Annotated in this window: 15 protein-coding genes; 4 read left to right on the top strand and 11 right to left on the bottom strand. The window is 71.6% G+C overall.

Annotated elements, in window-relative coordinates; translation table 11 throughout:
* Positions 1-63 precede the first annotated feature (63 nt).
* From ACJOT3_RS12955 to ACJOT3_RS12945, 3 genes are all read left to right on the top strand, one after another.
* Positions 64-585, top strand: coding sequence for a hypothetical protein (locus ACJOT3_RS12955; protein WP_406972306.1), 522 nt, complete (start codon positions 64-66; stop codon positions 583-585).
* Between the two features lie 193 nt (positions 586-778).
* Positions 779-2,053: an ABC transporter substrate-binding protein gene (locus ACJOT3_RS12950; protein WP_406972304.1), complete on the top strand. Its 1,275-nt coding sequence runs from the start codon at positions 779-781 to the stop codon at positions 2,051-2,053.
* 196 nt (positions 2,054-2,249) lie between these two features.
* Complete coding sequence (locus ACJOT3_RS12945) at positions 2,250-3,668, top strand: ATP-binding protein (RefSeq protein ID WP_406972302.1); 1,419 nt, start codon at positions 2,250-2,252, stop codon at positions 3,666-3,668.
* 82 nt (positions 3,669-3,750) lie between these two features.
* On the opposite strand, the gene ACJOT3_RS12940 is transcribed toward ACJOT3_RS12945, so the two are convergent.
* The 10 genes from ACJOT3_RS12940 to ACJOT3_RS12895 form a co-directional block, all read right to left on the bottom strand.
* The gene (locus tag ACJOT3_RS12940) at positions 3,751-5,040 is read right to left on the bottom strand and encodes a thymidine phosphorylase (RefSeq protein WP_406972300.1); all 1,290 of its coding nucleotides are present in this window, start codon (positions 5,038-5,040) and stop codon (positions 3,751-3,753) included.
* Positions 5,041-5,130: 90 nt separating this feature from the next.
* Positions 5,131-5,553 (bottom strand): cytidine deaminase, encoded by a 423-nt coding sequence (locus ACJOT3_RS12935; protein ID WP_406972298.1) that lies wholly within the window; start codon positions 5,551-5,553, stop codon positions 5,131-5,133.
* On the bottom strand, positions 5,532-6,794 hold the full coding sequence (locus ACJOT3_RS12930; RefSeq protein ID WP_406972296.1) for an ABC transporter permease: 1,263 nt from the start codon (positions 6,792-6,794) through the stop codon (positions 5,532-5,534). The genes ACJOT3_RS12935 and ACJOT3_RS12930 overlap by 22 nt, the downstream gene beginning before the upstream one ends.
* A complete protein-coding gene (locus ACJOT3_RS12925) occupies positions 6,791-8,356 on the bottom strand; it encodes an ABC transporter permease (protein ID WP_406972294.1) in 1,566 nt (521 codons plus the stop codon). Before ACJOT3_RS12925 ends, ACJOT3_RS12930 begins: the two co-directional genes overlap by 4 nt.
* A complete protein-coding gene (locus tag ACJOT3_RS12920; protein WP_406972292.1) occupies positions 8,353-9,957 on the bottom strand; it encodes an ABC transporter ATP-binding protein in 1,605 nt (534 codons plus the stop codon). The genes ACJOT3_RS12925 and ACJOT3_RS12920 overlap by 4 nt, the downstream gene beginning before the upstream one ends.
* 174 nt (positions 9,958-10,131) lie before the next feature.
* Complete coding sequence (locus ACJOT3_RS12915; protein WP_406972290.1) at positions 10,132-11,190, bottom strand: BMP family lipoprotein; 1,059 nt, start codon at positions 11,188-11,190, stop codon at positions 10,132-10,134.
* 421 nt (positions 11,191-11,611) lie between these two features.
* On the bottom strand, positions 11,612-12,340 hold the full coding sequence (locus tag ACJOT3_RS12910; RefSeq protein WP_406972288.1) for an alpha/beta fold hydrolase: 729 nt from the start codon (positions 12,338-12,340) through the stop codon (positions 11,612-11,614).
* Positions 12,341-12,479: 139 nt separating this feature from the next.
* Positions 12,480-12,818: a biotin/lipoyl-containing protein gene (locus tag ACJOT3_RS12905; protein WP_406972286.1), complete on the bottom strand. Its 339-nt coding sequence runs from the start codon at positions 12,816-12,818 to the stop codon at positions 12,480-12,482.
* Between the two features lie 7 nt (positions 12,819-12,825).
* A complete protein-coding gene (locus ACJOT3_RS12900; protein WP_406972284.1) occupies positions 12,826-13,848 on the bottom strand; it encodes an alpha-ketoacid dehydrogenase subunit beta in 1,023 nt (340 codons plus the stop codon).
* Positions 13,845-14,885: a thiamine pyrophosphate-dependent dehydrogenase E1 component subunit alpha gene (locus tag ACJOT3_RS12895; protein ID WP_406972282.1), complete on the bottom strand. Its 1,041-nt coding sequence runs from the start codon at positions 14,883-14,885 to the stop codon at positions 13,845-13,847. Before ACJOT3_RS12895 ends, ACJOT3_RS12900 begins: the two co-directional genes overlap by 4 nt.
* A gap of 685 nt (positions 14,886-15,570) precedes the next feature.
* On the opposite strand from ACJOT3_RS12895, the gene ACJOT3_RS12890 reads away from it, so the two are divergent.
* Positions 15,571-16,062: an Lrp/AsnC family transcriptional regulator gene (locus ACJOT3_RS12890; protein ID WP_306366782.1), complete on the top strand. Its 492-nt coding sequence runs from the start codon at positions 15,571-15,573 to the stop codon at positions 16,060-16,062.
* A gap of 44 nt (positions 16,063-16,106) precedes the next feature.
* On the opposite strand, the gene ACJOT3_RS12885 is transcribed toward ACJOT3_RS12890, so the two are convergent.
* Positions 16,107-16,961 (bottom strand): phosphohexomutase domain-containing protein (locus ACJOT3_RS12885; protein ID WP_489685959.1); only part of this gene is annotated, 855 nt, incomplete at its 5' end.

Raw genomic sequence — 16,961 nt, 5'->3', positions numbered from 1 at the left:
CCGGCCACGGAGCGTGGGTTACCACCCTCGGGAAAGCGGGGAACGAGCGGATATTTTGTCCGGGTGAGTACCTCCGAGAACACCACCCCCAGCGACGACACCGCCCCCGACGGCCCCACCGCCGACGACGCCCCCGCGGCGGACACCCCCGAGACGAAGGCCCCGGCAACGGCGACCGCGGCGGCCCCGGACACCGCGGCGGCCCGGCCCGCCGACGCCTTCCTGGACGCCGGCCGCGCCGCGAGCACGCCGGGCGTCCTGTCGGCCGAGACCTTCGCCCTGGCCTCCCTGCTGCTGCTCGCCCCGGCGGCGACCGGACAGCGCCTGTTCGAACTCTTCGGCCGGTTCGCCTTCACCGACGTCACCCTGGAGACCGAGGGTCACCTCGCCTCCGTCAACGCCGACCTGCTGGCCTACGGCGGGCTCGGCGTGCTGACAGTGCTGACGGCCTCGCTGTCGCTGGTCCTGAGCCGGGAGGCCACCCGCCCCTGGGCCCGCTGGGTGTCCTCGGCGACGGTGCTGGCCGGGGGCCTGTTCGTGGTCCTGGCCATCGTCACCTACGTCATCGCGGCGGGGCGGATCTGACACGTTCTCCGGGGCCGCGTCGCACGCCGACGGCCCCCGCCCCGGAGAACGGCACCCCGGCGCCGTCCACCCCGCGGCCCCCTTCCTTATTCACTCGCCACCCCGGGGCATCGCGCTGCTAAAATCCGGCATCTCTTAACAAAAAAGGCATAAGCCACATATCGGCAACACCTCCCCGCCCCGGAGAACACGCGTGACATCCCCCTCCCTGCCCGAGACCCCCGCGCCACAGGCACCGCGGGCGCCGGACCGGCGCCCGCTGATCATCGGCGCGGTCGCCCTGGCCGTCGTCCTCATGGGCACCGCCGCGGGTGCCGCGTACTGGCTGCGCACCCCGTCGGTCGGCGACCCGCTGGCGGTCTCCCCCGAACCCCTGGCCCTGGGCCTGTTCTCCGCCGAGGGCAGCACCGGGCCCAAGCAGGAGGCGATCGCCCTCGCCCTGGAGGAGGTCAACGCGGTCGGCGGCGTGCTCGGCCACGAGGTGGCCGTGCCCGTGGCCGCAGAGGAGACCGATCCCCTGGCGGCGGCGGGCGTGCACGCCGTGCTGGGCTCCCACGCCCTCGGCTCCGCCGACCTGATCCCCGAGATCACCGGGGCCGGGATCCTCTACTGCGGCAACGCCGAGATCCGCACCCTCGCCCCGCTCTTCGGGGACGGCCTGTACTTCTCCGTCCTCCCCGGCCAGGACCTGCTGGCCCGCGCCCTGCTACAGGTCGCCGCCGAGGACGGCCGGGAGCGGATCGCCGTGGGGTCGGCCCCCGGCGAGGAGGCCGTGCTGGACGCCCTGCTGGCCGAGGGCGGGCGACTGGGCGTGGAGATCGTCGAGGTGGACACCCTGGAGCCGGTCTTCGCCTCCCTCGGTTCCCCGGACGCCTTCGAGGACACCGCCGCCGATCTCATCGCCCGGGACGTGGACGCCTTCATCGGGGTGGACCCGGGCGGTTCCTCCCTCCTGGGCGACGCCCTGGTGGGCCAGGGGTTCCCCGCCGAGGGGATCTACCTGCCCGAACGCACTCTCGATGACCCCTCGGCCGCGCTGGAGGACAGGGGGCCCGCGGGTGCCACCCTGGTCCGGCACCACCGGCCGGACGGGGGCTTCCCCGAGATCAACCCGGACACCGCGGACCACGACCTGTCCCACTCACCGCAGCTCGGCGGGGTGACGGCCGCGCTCTACGACTGCGTGAACCTCATCGCCCTGGCCGCCGAGTCCGCGGGCTCGGTCGAGCCCGCCGAGATCGCCGCCCACCTGCCCGCGGTGAGCGCCGACGGCCGGGAGTGCACCGGGTACGCGGACTGCCTGGCCCGGGTCCGCGACGGGCAGGACATCGCCTACGTCGGCCCCCGCGGCCCGCTCACCTGGGACGACACCAACCGCCTGGTGGACGTGCCCTTCGAGGTCGTCCGCCTGCACGGCGAGGGCGGGCCCGTGGACACCGAGGTCCGCACCTTCTCCCTGGGCTCCTGACCCGAAACCCGTGGGGCGCGGCCGCCGAGGTCCGGCGGCCGCCCCACGGGCGTCAACGCCGTCAGGCGATGCGGTCGATGACGATCGGGCCCGGCTCGAAGACACCCTCTCGGGCCGAGACCTCCGATCACAACCCATTCACTAACATCAATGTTGCTAACATTGACGTTAGTAGTCTCAATGGGGGCTGGTGGGCATGGTGGACTTCGTCGGCCGTCGGCAGGAGCTGGCCACACTGGAGCGCGAGCTGCAGAAGGTGGCTCTGGGGGTCGGTGGGGAGCGCCCCGGTCGGTGCGTGATGCTGCGCGGACGGCGCCGGGTGGGCAAGTCGCGACTGGTCGAGCGATTCGCGGAACGCTCCGGAGCGCCTTTTCTGTTCTACGCGGCGACCGGCGCATCCCCCCGGGACGATCTGGCGCGATTGGCCCGGGACGCCCGGTCATCAACGCTGCCGCTGGCGGGGCTGGTGGCCGCCGCGCGGCCGGAGAGCTGGGATGCCGCGTTCGACGTGCTGGCCGCGGCGCTGCCCACCGACCGAGCGAGCGTGCTGGTCATCGACGAAGCGCCGTACCTGATGGATGCCGATGGCGCCTTCGAGGGGATGCTGCAACGGGCCTGGGATCGGGTGCTGGAGACCAAACCCGTGCTACTGATCCTCATCGGCTCCGATCTGTCGATGATGGAGGCGCTGAACAGCTACGGACGCCCCTTCCACCAGCGTGGCCGGGAAATGCTGCTGGGCCCGCTCAACCCCGCCGAGGTGGGAGAGATGCTCGGGCTGGATCCGGCGGAGGCCTTCGACGCCGCGCTGGTCACCGGCGGACTGCCACTGATCTGCGCGGAGTGGCCGCGGGGCGCGGGGCTTTGGGACTTCCTGGGCGAAGCACTGAGCGACCCGGTCTCAGCCCTGCTGGTGTCGGCCGAACGCTCACTGGCCGCCGAGTTCCCCCCGCAGGCCCAGGCGCGTACGGTGCTGGCGGCCATCGGGAGCGGCGAGCGGACCTTCACCAACATCGCCCGTGCGGCCGGCGGTATCGGGGCCACGCCCCTGCAACGAGCGCTGGAGCTGCTCACGGACAAACGGATCGTCGCCGCGGAACTGCCCGTGTCGCCGCGTCCGTCGAAGGACCGCCGCTACCGGGTGGCGGACCCCTACCTGAGGTTCTGGCTGCACCTGCTCGGCCCGTCCATGGAGGAGATCGAGCGGGGACGGGGCGATCTGACCCTCGCCCGGATTCGGGAGAGCTGGACCAGCTGGCGCGGCCGAGCCGTCGAGCCCCTCGTCCGCGAGGCCCTGGCCCGGATACTGCCCGATGACGGGCTGCCCGCGGCCCCCGCGGTGGGCGGTTACTGGACCCGCACCAACGACGTCGAGATCGACATCGTCGGGGCGGACCGCGCCCCCATCGCCAAAACGCTGCTCTTCGTCGGCTCCATCAAGTGGTTGGAGCAGTCCCCCTTCGACCGGCATGACCTGGCGGCCCTCCACCGGCACCGGGCGGCCCTCACCGGTGAACCCGTCCCGATCATGGCGGTCTCGCGCAGCGGAGTCGACTGCACAGGCCTCGATGCCGCGTACGGTCCCGGCGATCTGCTGGCCGCCTGGCCGCTGTGAGCAGCGGACAACGGCCACGGCGCACAACGCCCGTGGGGCGGGCGCCGGGGGTCCGGCGGCCGCCCCACGGGCGTTCAAGCGGTCAGGCGATGCGGTCGATGACGATCGGGCCCGGCTCGAAGACGCCGTCCGGGTCGATGTCGAAGGCGCCCTCCAGGGCCGCGGCGCCGCGCTCGAAGCGCTCGGGGTCGTCGGCGTGCAGGGTGAACAGCGGTTCGCCCGCGGAGACCGTCTCGCCCGGCTTGGCGTGCAGGGTCACGCCCGCGCCGAAGGAGACCGCGTCCTCCTTGCGGGCGCGGCCCGCGCCCAGGCGCCAGGCGGCCAGGCCGACCTGGTAGGCGTCCAGGCGGGTGAGCACGCCCGAGGCCGGGGCGAGCACCGTGCGGCGCTCGGCCGCCACCGGCAGCGGGGCGTCCGGGTCGCCGCCCTGGGCGCGGATCAGCCGCTTCCAGGAATCGAGGGCGCTGCCGTCCTTGAGGGCCTCGGCCGGGTCCTTGACGCCGTTCTCGCCCGGGGTGAGGCCCGCGGCGGCGAGCATCTCCCGGGCCAGGGCCACGGTCAGCTCCACGACGTCGGCCGGGCCGCCGCCGGAGAGCACCTCCACGGACTCGGCGACCTCCAGGGCGTTGCCGACCTGGCGGCCCAGGGGCACGGACATGTCGGTGATGAGCGCGACCGTGCGCACCCCGTGGTCGGTGCCGATGTCCACCATGGTGCGGGCCAGCTCGCGGGCGGAGTCGACGTCCTTCATGAACGCGCCCGAGCCCGCCTTGACGTCCAGCACCAGGGCGCCGGTGCCCTCGGCGAGCTTCTTGCTCATGATGGACGCGGAGATGAGCGGGATCGACTCCACGGTCCCGGTGACGTCGCGCAGCGCGTACAGCTTGCGGTCGGCCGGGGCCAGCCCCTCTCCGGCCGCGCAGATCACGCCGCCGGTCTCGGCGAGCACGGACCGCATCTCGTCGGTGCTCAGGGAGGCCCGCCAGCCGGGGATGGACTCCAGTTTGTCCAGGGTGCCGCCGGTGTGGCCCAGGCCCCGGCCGGACAGCTGGGGCACCGCCGCGCCGCAGGCGGCGACGGTGGGGGTGAGGGGCAGGGTGATCTTGTCGCCGACCCCGCCGGTGGAGTGCTTGTCGGTGGTGGGCCGGTCCAGGTCGGAGAAGTCCAGCCGGACGCCGGAGGCCAGCATCGCCTCGGTCCAGCGGGACACCTCGGCGCGGTTCATACCGCGCAGGAAGATCGCCATGGCCAGCGCCGACATCTGCTCCTCGGCGACCGCGCCGCGGGTGTAGGCGTCGATCACCCAGTCGATCTGCTCCGGAGTGAGCTCTCCCCCGTCGCGTTTGGCGCGGATGATCTCGATGACGTCCATGTCATTCCTTCCGGGAGAAAAACGGGTCTCCCCGGCCGCCGCCGTGCGGGCGGCGACCGGGGAGAGGGATGTGACTGCTGTTCTCTTGGGTCAGGCGAGGTCGTGCGGGCCGAACGCCTGCGGCAGGACCCGGTCCATGGTGAGGATCCCCTCGGGGGTGTCCACCAGCAGGTCCGGGCCGCCGTGTTCGTACAGCAGCTGGCGGCAGCGCCCGCAGGGCATGAGGGTCTCCCCCCGCCCGTCCACGCAGGCGAACGCGACCAGGCGACCGCCGCCGGTGGCGTGCAACGCGCTGACCAGCCCGCACTCGGCGCACAGGGCGAGCCCGTAGGAGGCGTTCTCCACGTTGCAGCCGCTGACGGTGCGGCCGTCGTCGACCAGCGCCGCCGCGCCCACCGGGTACTCCGAGTACGGCGCGTAGGCGTGGGTCATGGCCTCCCGGGCCTCCGCGCGCAGCGCCTCCCAGTCGACGTCCGCGGGATCGACGGCGCTCATGACCGGCTCGCCCGCCACTGCTTGCCGATCCCGGCGGGCGGCCGCAGCCGCTGCGAGGCCAGCGACAGCACCAGCAGCGTCGCGATGTGCGGGCTGTAGGTGGCCAGCTCGCGGGGCAGCGAGTCGGTGGTGAAGTACCAGATCAGCAGCAGCACGGCCGCGATCACCCCGGCGATGGCCAGCCCCTTGCGGTCCTGGCGGACCTGCCACAGGGCGGCCAGCAGCAGGATCACCGCGAGCAGGAGCAGCAGGGCGTGGATGGCCGCGCCGCCGCCGCGGATCTGGAGCGCGTCGGTGTACCCGAACAGCCCGGCGCCCATGGCCAGGCCGCCCGGCCGCCAGTTGCCGAAGATCATGGCGGCCAGACCGATGTAGCCGCGGCCGCCGGTCTGCCCCTCCTGGTAGATCTGCGAGGCGACGATGGCGAGGAACACCCCGCCCATGCCGGCCAGGCCGCCGGAGATGATGACCGCGATGTACTTGAACGTGTACACGGGCACACCCAGGGACTCGGCGGCGTCGGGGTTCTCACCGACCGAGCGCAGCCGCAGCCCGAACGCGGTCTTCCACAGCACCAGGTAGGTCACCGGGATCATGAGGATCGCGATGATCGTCAGCGCCGACATCCGCGTGGTGAGCCCGATGGCCAGCGACGCCAGGTCGCCGACCACGGGGATCCCTCCGGCCGCCACGGGCCCCAGCGCGTCGGCCACCCCGGGCAGGCTCAGCTGCGGGAACGGCGGCGTGGTGGGCGACTGCGAGGCGCCCGCCCCGGGCACGTCGGAGTACACCAGGATCGACAGGTAGCGCATCGCGCCGAGCATGAGGATGTTGATCGCCACACCGGACACGATGTGGTCGACGGCGAAGGTGACCGTGGCGACGGCGTGCAGCAGGCCGCCCGCCATGCCGGCCAGCACACCGGCGGCCAGGCCGATCCACGGGCTGTCGGTCGCCCACGCGAAGTACGCGCCGAACCAGGTCCCGAGGATCATCATGCCTTCGAGGCCGATGTTGATGATGCCCGCCCGCTCGGCCCACAGGCCGCCCAGGGCCGCCAGGGCGATGGGCACCGCGAAGGTGATGGTGGTGCGGACGGTGCCCGCGTCGGTGAGCATGTCCTGGCCGGTGATGACCCGCAGGCCCGCCAGGGCCACGATCACCGCGCCGAACAGGCTGAGCAGGCGCCACACCGACCGGCCGCCGGAGCGGACCGGGGGTTTGGCCACCGGCTCCATGACGTTGAGTTCCTGGCTCACTTCGCCTCCCCGCCGCGGTCGTTCCCGGGGGTGTCGTCCCCGGTGGCGTCACCGCTGTCGGACGCCGTGCCAGCCGGCACGGTCTCCTCGACGGGCTCGGCGACGGTGGTGCCGAGCTCCTTGCCGATCTGCTGCTGCTGGTAGCGACGGCCCCAGCGGTGGACGACCTCGTAGACCACGACGACCGTGAGGACGATGGTGGCCTGGGCGATGATGGCGATCTCCTGGGGGATGCCGTCGAAGGGCAGGATGCCCGCCGCCTGGTTGAGGAAGGCCCAGAAGATCGCGGCGAAGGCGATGCCCACCGGGTGGTTGCGGCCCAGCAGCGCGATGGCGATGCCGATGAAGCCGATGCCGGTCGGGAAGTCCAGCGCGTAGTAGTGGGAGCTGCCGAGCAGCTGCGGCATGCCCACCAGGCCCGCGACCATGCCCGAGAAGAGCATGGACAGGAAGACCATCTTCTTGACGTTGACACCGCTGGCCTCGGCCGCGCTCTGCGACTGGCCGGTGGCCCGCAGCTCGAACCCGAACCGGGTGCGGTTGAGCATGACCGCGTAGCCGATGCCGACAGCAACGGCCAGCAGCACCAGGCCGAAGATCTGCCGCTCCGAGCCGAGGAACGCCGCCGGGATGCCGGGCACCCAGGAGCTCTCGGGCAGCGGCGGGGTGCCGATGTTGTTGGTGCTGATCTCCACCGCCAGGCGGTTGGTGTTCAGCAGGTAGGCGGTGATGCCGGTGGCGATCGCGTTGAGCATGATCGTCGAGATGACCTCGGACACGCCGCGCGCGACCTTGAGGTAGCCGGCGATGCCGGCCCAGGCGCCGCCCACCGCGACGGCGACCAGGATGATGACGATCTGGCTCAGCACCGGCGGCAGCACCAGGTAGCCGCCGACGGCGGCGGACATCAGGGCGGCGAGCCGGTACTGGCCGTCCACACCGATGTTGAACAGCTTCATCTTGAAGCCGATCGCCACGGCGACGGCGGCCAGGTAGTAGGTGGTGCCGTCGTTGATGATCTGCACCAGGCTGTTGGGCCGGGTGCCGTACTCGATCATCCGGGCGAAGGTCGGCCCCGGGGCGATCCCGCTGAAGAACAGCACCAGCGCGGTGACGGCGATCGCGATGATCCCGGCGGCGAACACCGCGGCGAAGGACAGCGCGAGCATCGCCGACAGGCGGCGGTACAGCAGGAACGCGACGCCCGAGCCGACCAGCGCGCCGACCGCGGCGGCCACCGGCTCGATCAGGGACAGGTCCAGGAACCAGGCCAGCAGCAGGCCGGAGACCACCGACAGCACCAGGGCGGTCGGGACCACCAGGGTGCGGTGCAGGGTGGTGCCCTCCTCCTTGGTGCCGGCGGCGCCGGCCCGCTTGGCGTCGGGGATGCGGCGGTCGGCCCAGACCACGGCGGCGAACGCCGCGACGACACCGATGATCAGTGCCGCCCACCACAGCAGCACCGTGTCGAGGGCGACCGTGACGATGGTGCCCAGCAGGGCGATGAGGAGTGCCGAGGGCAGGGCCCGCGATACTCCGGGGCGGGTGCTCGTCTCAGTCACGACCCGCCTCCGTTCCGGTCGGCGGTGTCGTCACCGCTGCCACCTTCTGTGCTCGTGCCGCCGTCACCGTCGAGGGCGGCGCCGGTCATGGCGGAGCCGAGCTGCTCGGGGGTGACGGTGGCCGGATCGGCCTGGGCGACCAGGCGGCCGCGCAGGATGACGTGCAGGGTGTCGGACATGCCGATGAGCTCGTCGAGGTCGGCGGAGATCAGCAGGACCGCGAGCCCGGCGGCGCGCGCCTCGCGCAGCTGCTCCCAGATCGCGGACTGGGCGCCGACGTCCACACCCCGGGTGGGGTGGGCGGCGACGAGGAAGCGGGGGTTCCCGCTCATCTCGCGGCCGATGATGAACTTCTGCTGGTTGCCGCCGGACAGGGCGTCGGCGATGACGTCGATGTTGGGTGTGCGCACGTCGTACTCGGCGACGATGCGCTCGGCGTCGGCGCGCGCCCCGGGCCGGTCGATCCAGGGGCCGCGCACGCTCGGCGGCTTGGTCTGGTGGCCCAGGATGCGGTTCTCCCACAGGGAGGACTCCAGCAGCACGCCGTGGCGGTGCCGGTCCTCGGGGATGTAGCCCACCCCGGACTCGCGGATCTTCAGGGTGTGCCAGCCGGTGATGTCGTCCTCGCCCAGCAGGATGCGCCCGGAGGAGACCTGGCGCATGCCCATGATGGCCTCGATGAGCTCGGACTGGCCGTTGCCCTCGACGCCGGCGATGCCGACGATCTCGCCCTCGTGGATGTCCAGGGTGACGTCCTCGACGACGGCGCGGCCGTCGGCGGAGAGGACGGTGACCCCGCCCAGGGACAGCACGACGTTGTCGGTGACCGTGGACTCGCGCAGCTCGGGGACGGGCAGCTCGCCGCCGACCATGAGCGTGGCCAGCTCCCGCGCGGTGGTGGTGCGCGGGTCGGCGGTGGCCACGGTGGTGCCGCGCCGGATCACGGTGATCTCGTCGGCGACGGACAGCACCTCGTCGAGCTTGTGCGAGATGAAGATGACCGTGAGGCCCTCGCTCTTGAGCTCGCGCAGGTTGTCGAAGAGCTCGTCGACCTCCTGCGGGACCAGGACGGCGGTGGGCTCGTCCAGGATGATGGTGCGCGCGCCGCGGTAGAGGACCTTGAGGATCTCCACCCGCTGGCGGTCGCCGACGCCCAGGTCCTCCATCAGGCGGTCCGGGTCCACCCCGAGCCCGTACTGCCCGGACAGGCGGATGATCTCGGCGCGGGCCCTGGAGCCGATGCCGTGCAGGCGCTCGGCGCCCAGCACCACGTTCTCCAGGACGGTGAGGTTGTCGGCGAGCATGAAGTGCTGGTGCACCATGCCGATGCCGTTCCTGATCGCGTCGGACGGCGAGTTGAACTTCACCTGGACGCCGTTGACGGCGATGGTGCCCTCGTCGGGACGGTGCATCCCGTACAGGGTCTTCATCAGCGTGGACTTGCCCGCACCGTTCTCGCCGACGATGGCGTGCACGGTGCCGGGGGCCACGGAGATGTCGATGTCGTGGTTGGCCACGACGCCGGGAAAACGCTTGGTGATCCCGCGCAGCTCAACGGCGGGGGGCGCCTGGCCCCCTTCGCCCGATGGCGTGCTGCTCATCTGTCTCCTTGAGAAATGCGGAGCGGCGCGGGGCCGGATCGCCTCCGCCGGACGCCCTCGTCCGCGTAACGACGGCCGGGACGGCGGCCGGAGCGGGGGTCCCCCGTCCGGCGGCCGTCCCAGGCCGTGAGTCACCACGGGTCCTACCCGTGGCCAGGGTGCGCGATCGCGCGTTTACGGCTCGGTCGGGACCTCGATCTCGCCGTCGATGATCTGCTGCTTGATCTCGTCGAGCTCGCCCTGGATCGGGCTGATGAGCTCCTCGTTGGAGGTGGTGTAGTCGACACCGCCGCCGGCGAGGTCGAAGCGCTGGATGCCCTCCTGGGCGGCGCCGTCGGCGACCGAGTTGATGAATTCGAACACGGCCACGTCGACCTGCTTGATGGCGGAGGTCAGCACGTACGGCTTCTGCGCGTCCTCGGCGTTCTCGTACTGGTCGCTGTCGACACCGATGAACAGGAAGTCGTTGGTGACGGCGGCCTCCAGGACGCCGTTGCCCGAGGCGCCGGCGGCGTGGTAGATCACGTCGGCACCGCGGTCGTACTGGGCCTGGGCCAGCTCGCGGCCGCGGGCCGGGTCGCTGAAGCCGCTGAAGTCCGGCGGCTGGCTGAGGTAGTCGACCTCGACCGTGATGTCCTCGTTCACGTGCGCGACGCCGGCCGCGTAGCCCGCCTCGAACTTGTGGATCAGCGGGGTCTCGACGCCGCCGATGAAGCCGACGTGGTCCTCCTCGGTGGTCAGCGCCGCGGCGGCACCGGCCAGGAAGGAGGCCTGCTCCTCGGCGAAGACCAGGCTGGTGACGTTGTCGATGCCCTCGACCTCGGAGTCGACGATCGCGAAGTTCACGTCCGGGTACTCCGGGGCGACCTCGACGACGGCCTCGTTGTAGGCGAACCCGACGGCGATGACGATGTCGTAGCCCTCCTCGGCCGCGGTGGACAGGCGCTCCACCTTGGCGGAGTCGGCCTCACCGTCGGTGGGCTCGAACTCGCGGGCGTCGATGCCCAGTTCCTCGATGGCCTGCTCCAGGCCGCGGTACGCCGAGTCGTTGAACGAGCGGTCGCCGCGACCGCCGACGTCGTAGGCGAGTCCGACGCGGAGGGCGGAGCCCTCCTCGCCGCCGTCGCCGGCCCCGTCGCCCGAGCCCTCCTGAGCCGCGTTGTCACACGCGGTGAGGGCAAGCACACCGGCCGCCGCGATGGCGGCGAACCTGAGCGTGTTGCTGCGCTTCACTTGTTAACTCCCCTTCGCCCTCTCAGCGGCCCGCTTTCAACCGGGGGCCGGGCTGAGTTCTGCGGTCGGACGATATCCGGTGGCGGAAAGTACACCCAACCGGCGCACAGACTTGTTATGAAGGCGAGAGCTGAATGACACGGTGCCTTACTCGGAAGTTACCAAGCGCACACCGGGCCGGGGGCAACCCCCTTTGCCCCGAGGCATTTTCGGGCCCTCGCCACGGCCCCGACAAGCCAGTACTACGCAAGGCCCCCTACCCGGCACAGCGGGTCACAACACCACGTGAAGCGGTGCCGGTCTAGACCGGTCTGGACTCCGGCGGGGTCGCCCGCCGGAGCCCGGACCGCGCCCCGGGGCCCGGCGTTGGGAGCGGCGGACCGGACCGGGGCGCGACCTCACCCGTCAGGTGGTGAGGAGGTCAGGTGGTGAGGAAGTCGAGCACGGCCTGCTTGAAGAGCCGCGAGGAGACCGCGTTGACGTGGTCGCGCCCGGGCACCTCCACGTGGGTCCCGTCGATCGCCGCCGCCAGCTCGGCGGCGCCCGTCGCGATCTCGTCCTTGGCGCCGGTGACCAGCAGCGTCGGCACTGTGATAGGGGGCTCGGCGGAGAACGGCCGGGCGGCCTGGCCGCGGGCGCAGGCGGCCAGGGCGGCCGGGTCGTTGCCGGGCAGCGCGGCGACCGTGCGGAACACGTGGTCGAAGGGGGTGGCGCCCTCCCCGAGGGCGCTCAGGTCGGTGCCGTCGAACGCGTTGACCGGGCCGAATCCGCCCAGGACCAGTCGGCGCACCCGCTCGGGCCGGGTGAGCGCCAGTTCCCAGGCCAGCCGTGAGCCCATGGAGTAGCCGACCGCGTCGACCTGCTCCACGCCGAGTTCGTCGAGCAGCGCGACGAGGTCGGAGACGAAGTGTTCGGGCAGGTAGGAGGCGTCGTCGGCGGGCTTGTCGCTGCCGCCGTGGCCGCGCAGGTCCGGGCCGACCACGCGCAGCCCGGCCGAGGCCAGCAGCTGGGGCCACCCGGCGGCCTGCCAATTCATGGCGAAGTTCGTACCGAAACCGTGGAGCAGGAGCACGGGGGCGGCGTCCGCCGGGGACTGCGGAAGCAAATCCGCATAGCGCATTGTCACGTCGCCGACGAGATTCGCAGACATGAATCCTTCAATCCTTATGCGGCCGGATGTATTAACAGAAGACGGAACGGGACCCTTTCAGAGGTTCCGATAAACGTGGGGCGAGAAAATCCGCCTCCGTTCGTCGATTCCTCCGAACGGGCCCCGTTCACGGGCCCGGTCAGTCCGTGGGCGGCTTGAGCCGGACGCGGCGGGCGGGACGGGCCTCCTCGGTGGGGACCTTGCCGACGATGCCCGCCTGCTGTTCCTGCGCCTCGACGGCGAAGGTCACCAGCGGGTCGCCCACCGGGACGACCTGGTCCTCCTCCGCGTGCAGCTCGACGATCCGCCCGGCCTTGGGAGAGGGGATCACCACGGCCGACTTGGTGGTCTCCACCTCCACGAGCGGGGCGTTGCGCTCGACGACATCGCCGACGGACACCTGCCACTCCAGGACGGTGGCCTCGACGAGGCCCTCCCCGAGGTCGGGGAGGGTGAAGGTGACGTTCTCTTCAGCCATGGTCGGTCTAGTACTCCAGGGTTCTCTGCACCGCGAACAGAATGCGGTCGATCGTCGGCAGGTACTGCGGCTCCAGGGGACCCGCGGGATAGGGAACGTCGAAACCGGTGACGCGCTGCACCGGGGCGGCCAGGTCGCGGAAGCACTGCTCCGTGACCAGGGCCGCCACCTCGGCGCCGAGCCCGGCGGTGAGCGGGGCCTCGTGGACCACCACGGCGCGCTTGGTGCGCGCGACCGAGGCGGCCAGCCCGGCGGCGTCGATGGGCTTGAGCCAGCGCAGGTCCAGGACCTCCAGCTCGACGCCGTCCTCGGCGGCCAGTTCGGCCACCTGGACGCACTTGTGGACCATGGCGCCCCAGGCGATGAGGGTGGCGTGGCGGCCGGGTCGGACGATACGGCTGGTGCCGATGGGGTCGGTGGGCTCGCTGAGCCGGACGGGGCGGCGGTCCCAGTAGCGGGCCTTGGGCTCCATGTAGACGACGGGGTCGTCGGAGCGCACGGACTGCAACAGGAGGCTGTAGGCGTCGGCGGGGTCGGAGGGCGCGACGACCTTCAGCCCGGGGGTGTGGGCGAAGAGCGCCTCCAGGCTCTCCCCGTGGTGCTCGGGGGCCTGGATGCCGCCGAAGGAGGGCAGGCGCAGGGTGATCGGCATGGGTGCGGCACCGCGGGTGCGGTAGTTCATGCGCGCCACCTGGTTGACGATCTGGTCGATGGCCGGATAGGCGAACCCGTCGAACTGGAGCTCGGGCACGGGGCGCCAGCCGTTCATGGCCAGGCCCACCGCCATGCCCATGATCGCCGATTCGGCCAGCGGGGTGTCGAAGACGCGCTGGTCGCCGAACTCCTTCTGGAGTCCGTCGGTGACCCGGAAGACGCCGCCCAGGGCGCCCACGTCCTCGCCGAACACCAGGACGTTCGGGTCCTCGGCCAGGAGGACGCGCAGGGCCCGGTTGATGGCCTGCTGCATGGACAGCTCTTCGAGCACGGGGGTCTCGGCGGCGGCGTCGGTGCGGTCGATGAGTTCAGTCACGGCTGGACCTCTTCCTCCCAGATGCGGCGCTGCCGGGTCAGCTCCTGGGTGGTCTCCCGGAAGACGTGCGTGAAGAGCTGCGAGCCGTCGGGCTCGGGCGCGGTGGAGACGCCGTCGCGGATCTCCTCGGCGCGCTTCTTGGCCCCGGTGTCGATCGCGTCGAGCTCCTCGGCGGTGGCGTGGCCGGCCTCGACGAGGGCGGCGCGCAGCAGCACGACCGGGTCGCGGTGCGCCCGCCAGCGGTCGGCCTCGGTCTCGTCCCGGTAGCGGCCGGTGTCGTCGGAGGTGGAGTGGGGCTCCACCCGGTAGGTGAGGGCCTCGATGAGGGTGGGGCCCTCGCCGCGGCGGGCGCGGGCGGCGGCCTCGGTGACGGCGTCGTAGACGGCGGCGGCGTCGTTGCCGTCCACCGTCACCCCGGCCATGCCGTAGCCCTGGGCGCGGGCGGCGACGGAGCCGCCGGCGACCTGGCGCTCGTTGGGCACCGACAGGGCCCAGCGGTTGTTCTGGCAGAAGAAGACGACGGGGGCGCCGTAGACCCCGGCGAAGTTCATGGCCTCGTGGACGTCGCCCTCGGAGCTGGCGCCGTCGCCGAAGTAGGCCAGGGCGACACCCTGGCCGCCGCGCATGCGCTCGCCGACCGCCCAGCCGACGGCGTGGGGGACGGGGCCGCCGACGACGGCGTTGATGGCGCCGAAGCGGGACTCCATGACGTCGTAGAGGCCGCCGTGCCACAGGGCCCGGTGGGTGGCCATGTAGCCGACCATCTCGACCCCGTAGGCGAGCGCCGAGGCCATCTCGCGGTAGGTGGGGAAGACGAAGTCCCGACCCGGGTCCAGCGCGGCGGCGCTGGCGACCTGGGCCGCCTCCTGCCCGCGGACGGACACGTAGGCCGGGAAGACGCCCTGGCGCTGGAGGGCGACGGCCTCGGCGTCCAGGTCGCGTGCGGTCCGCATGTGCGTGTACAGCGCGCGGGTGAGGTCGGGGTGCAGGTGGTCCACCGTGATGGAGTCCCGGCCCGGCGGCTCGTGGGTCGACATGTGCAGCGGCTCCCTACGTGGTCCGCCGCAAGCGGCCGGACTCCGGGGTGGTCTGGTAACTGATGAGGCGATTGTCCGGATCATTCGACACTCGCGCTAGATAATCTCGAAAACTTGATACATACAAGGACCAAACCGCACACTTCGTTCGCTATCGTCCAACCAGTGGGCTGCGTCACCAGGGAAAACGACAGGTGGACCTATACACCGCGAATCGGGGCCCATCATCACAGAACGATCGCAGTTGGCCACGATGGGTGCCCCGTTCGACAGTGGAGCGCATACGTTCGGATGCACCCCAGCAGTCCGACCAGGAAAAGGCGGCGCGGCACGACAGAGACGACCGAAAGCGGCCATCACGTGAGAACGCCGGTCACCGTCGCGGAACCCGCGCGCGAGCGCCCGCGCCCACCGGGAAACCCCCGCGCCGATCGCCGCGTCGACCATGGGTACAGTCGGAGACCCTCGGCGCCCTCCGCCCGTCGAGAACGTGAGAAGAAGATTCCGCATGGTGAGACCGATCGCACGCATCCCCTGGTGATCGGGCGCACACGCAGACGGACATCGTCTCGATGACTGAGACCCCCATGGAAGCAAACGATGTTTACCTGGTAGTCCGTTAGCCCCGGTCGACGACGATGGGAAGGGGCTTGCACTGGAACGAGAAGACACGAGGAGCACCCACATGGCCATGGGCGAGCAGCGCAGGAACGGCCGGCGGCCGGATGCGACCGACCAGACGATCCTCAGCGCGCTCGCCAAGGACGCGCGGACCGGGATCACCGAGATCGCCGCGCTGGCCAACGTCTCCCGCGCCACGGCCTACAACCGGATCAAGCGCCTGACCGACGAGGGCGTCATCCGGGGCTACTCCGTGGTGACCGACCACTCCAAGATGGGCCTGGGCGTCACCGCGCTCGTGCTCATCTCCGGCAGCCAGCCGGACTGGCGGGCCAACCGGGAGATCCTCTCCTCCTACCCCGAGATCGAATACTGCTGGTACGTGGTCGGTTCGGCGGACATCGTCCTGCTGGTCCGCGTCGCCAACACCAACCAGTTGCGGGACCTGATCCTGACCCGCCTGCAATCGCTCCCCGGCGTGACGTCCACCCAGACGCTCACCGTCATCGACGAGGTCGTGCACCGCCCCGTCGTGGAGCCCGGCGACATCGAGTGAAACGGACTCCTATCCCCCCGACCCCACGACCAGCCGCGCCCCGGCTACTCCACCACCAGGGCGACCGAGGCCATCAGTTCGGCGAGCAGCGCCGAACCCTGCGCGCGGGTGGCCGCGACCTCGCCCTCCACGTCCATCACGATCTCGGCGTACGCCTTCAGCTTGGGCTCGGTGCCCGAAGGCCGTAGCGTCACACGCCCCCAGGCCCCGCCCTCCAACCGGAAGCGCAGGGCGTCGGTCGGCGGCAGACCCGCGTGTCCGGCGGCGAAGTCATCGATCCCCGCGACCTTCAGGGGACCGAACGCGGTGGGCGGTTCGGCGCGCAGCCGCCGCATCGCCGTGTCGATGAGCGACAGGTCCGACACCCGCACCGAGAGCTGATCGCTCAGGTGCAGACCGTACCTGCGGGCCTGGTCGTCGAGCAGGTCCGCCAGCGTCCGCCCGTCCGCCCGGGCCGCCGCGGCCAGCGCCGCCGCCGCCAGTGCGGCACTGATGCCGTCCTTGTCCGCGACCGGTCTGCCCGCGTCGCCTCCCAGGCAGTAGCCCAGGGCCTCCTCGTAGGCGAAGACGCGTTTGCTCCCGGGCGCCCCGGCCCGGGCCAGCCACTTGAACCCGGTGAGGGTCTCCTCGTAGTGCACCCCGTTCCCGTCCGCGATCTTGCCGAGCAGGCTGGAGGAGACGATGGAGGTGGCCACCACCCGGTCGTCCCCGGTGGTGTGGCCGAGCACGTACTCGGCGAGCAGGCCGCCCACCTCGTTGCCGGTGAGCGGGCCGTACCCGGGCAGTGCCAGGGCCAGCCGGTCGGCGTCGGGGTCGTTGGCGATCACCAGGTCGGCGCCGACCTCCGCGGCCGCGGCCAGCGCCAGGTCCAGGGCGCCCGGCTCCTCCGGGTTGGGGAA

This window comes from Nocardiopsis protaetiae (assembly GCF_045446735.1).
Classification (GTDB): Bacteria; Actinomycetota; Actinomycetes; order Streptosporangiales; family Streptosporangiaceae; genus Nocardiopsis; species Nocardiopsis protaetiae.
Note: the sequence above shows the minus strand (reverse complement) of the source record. Positions and strands in the feature narration are given on the sequence as shown.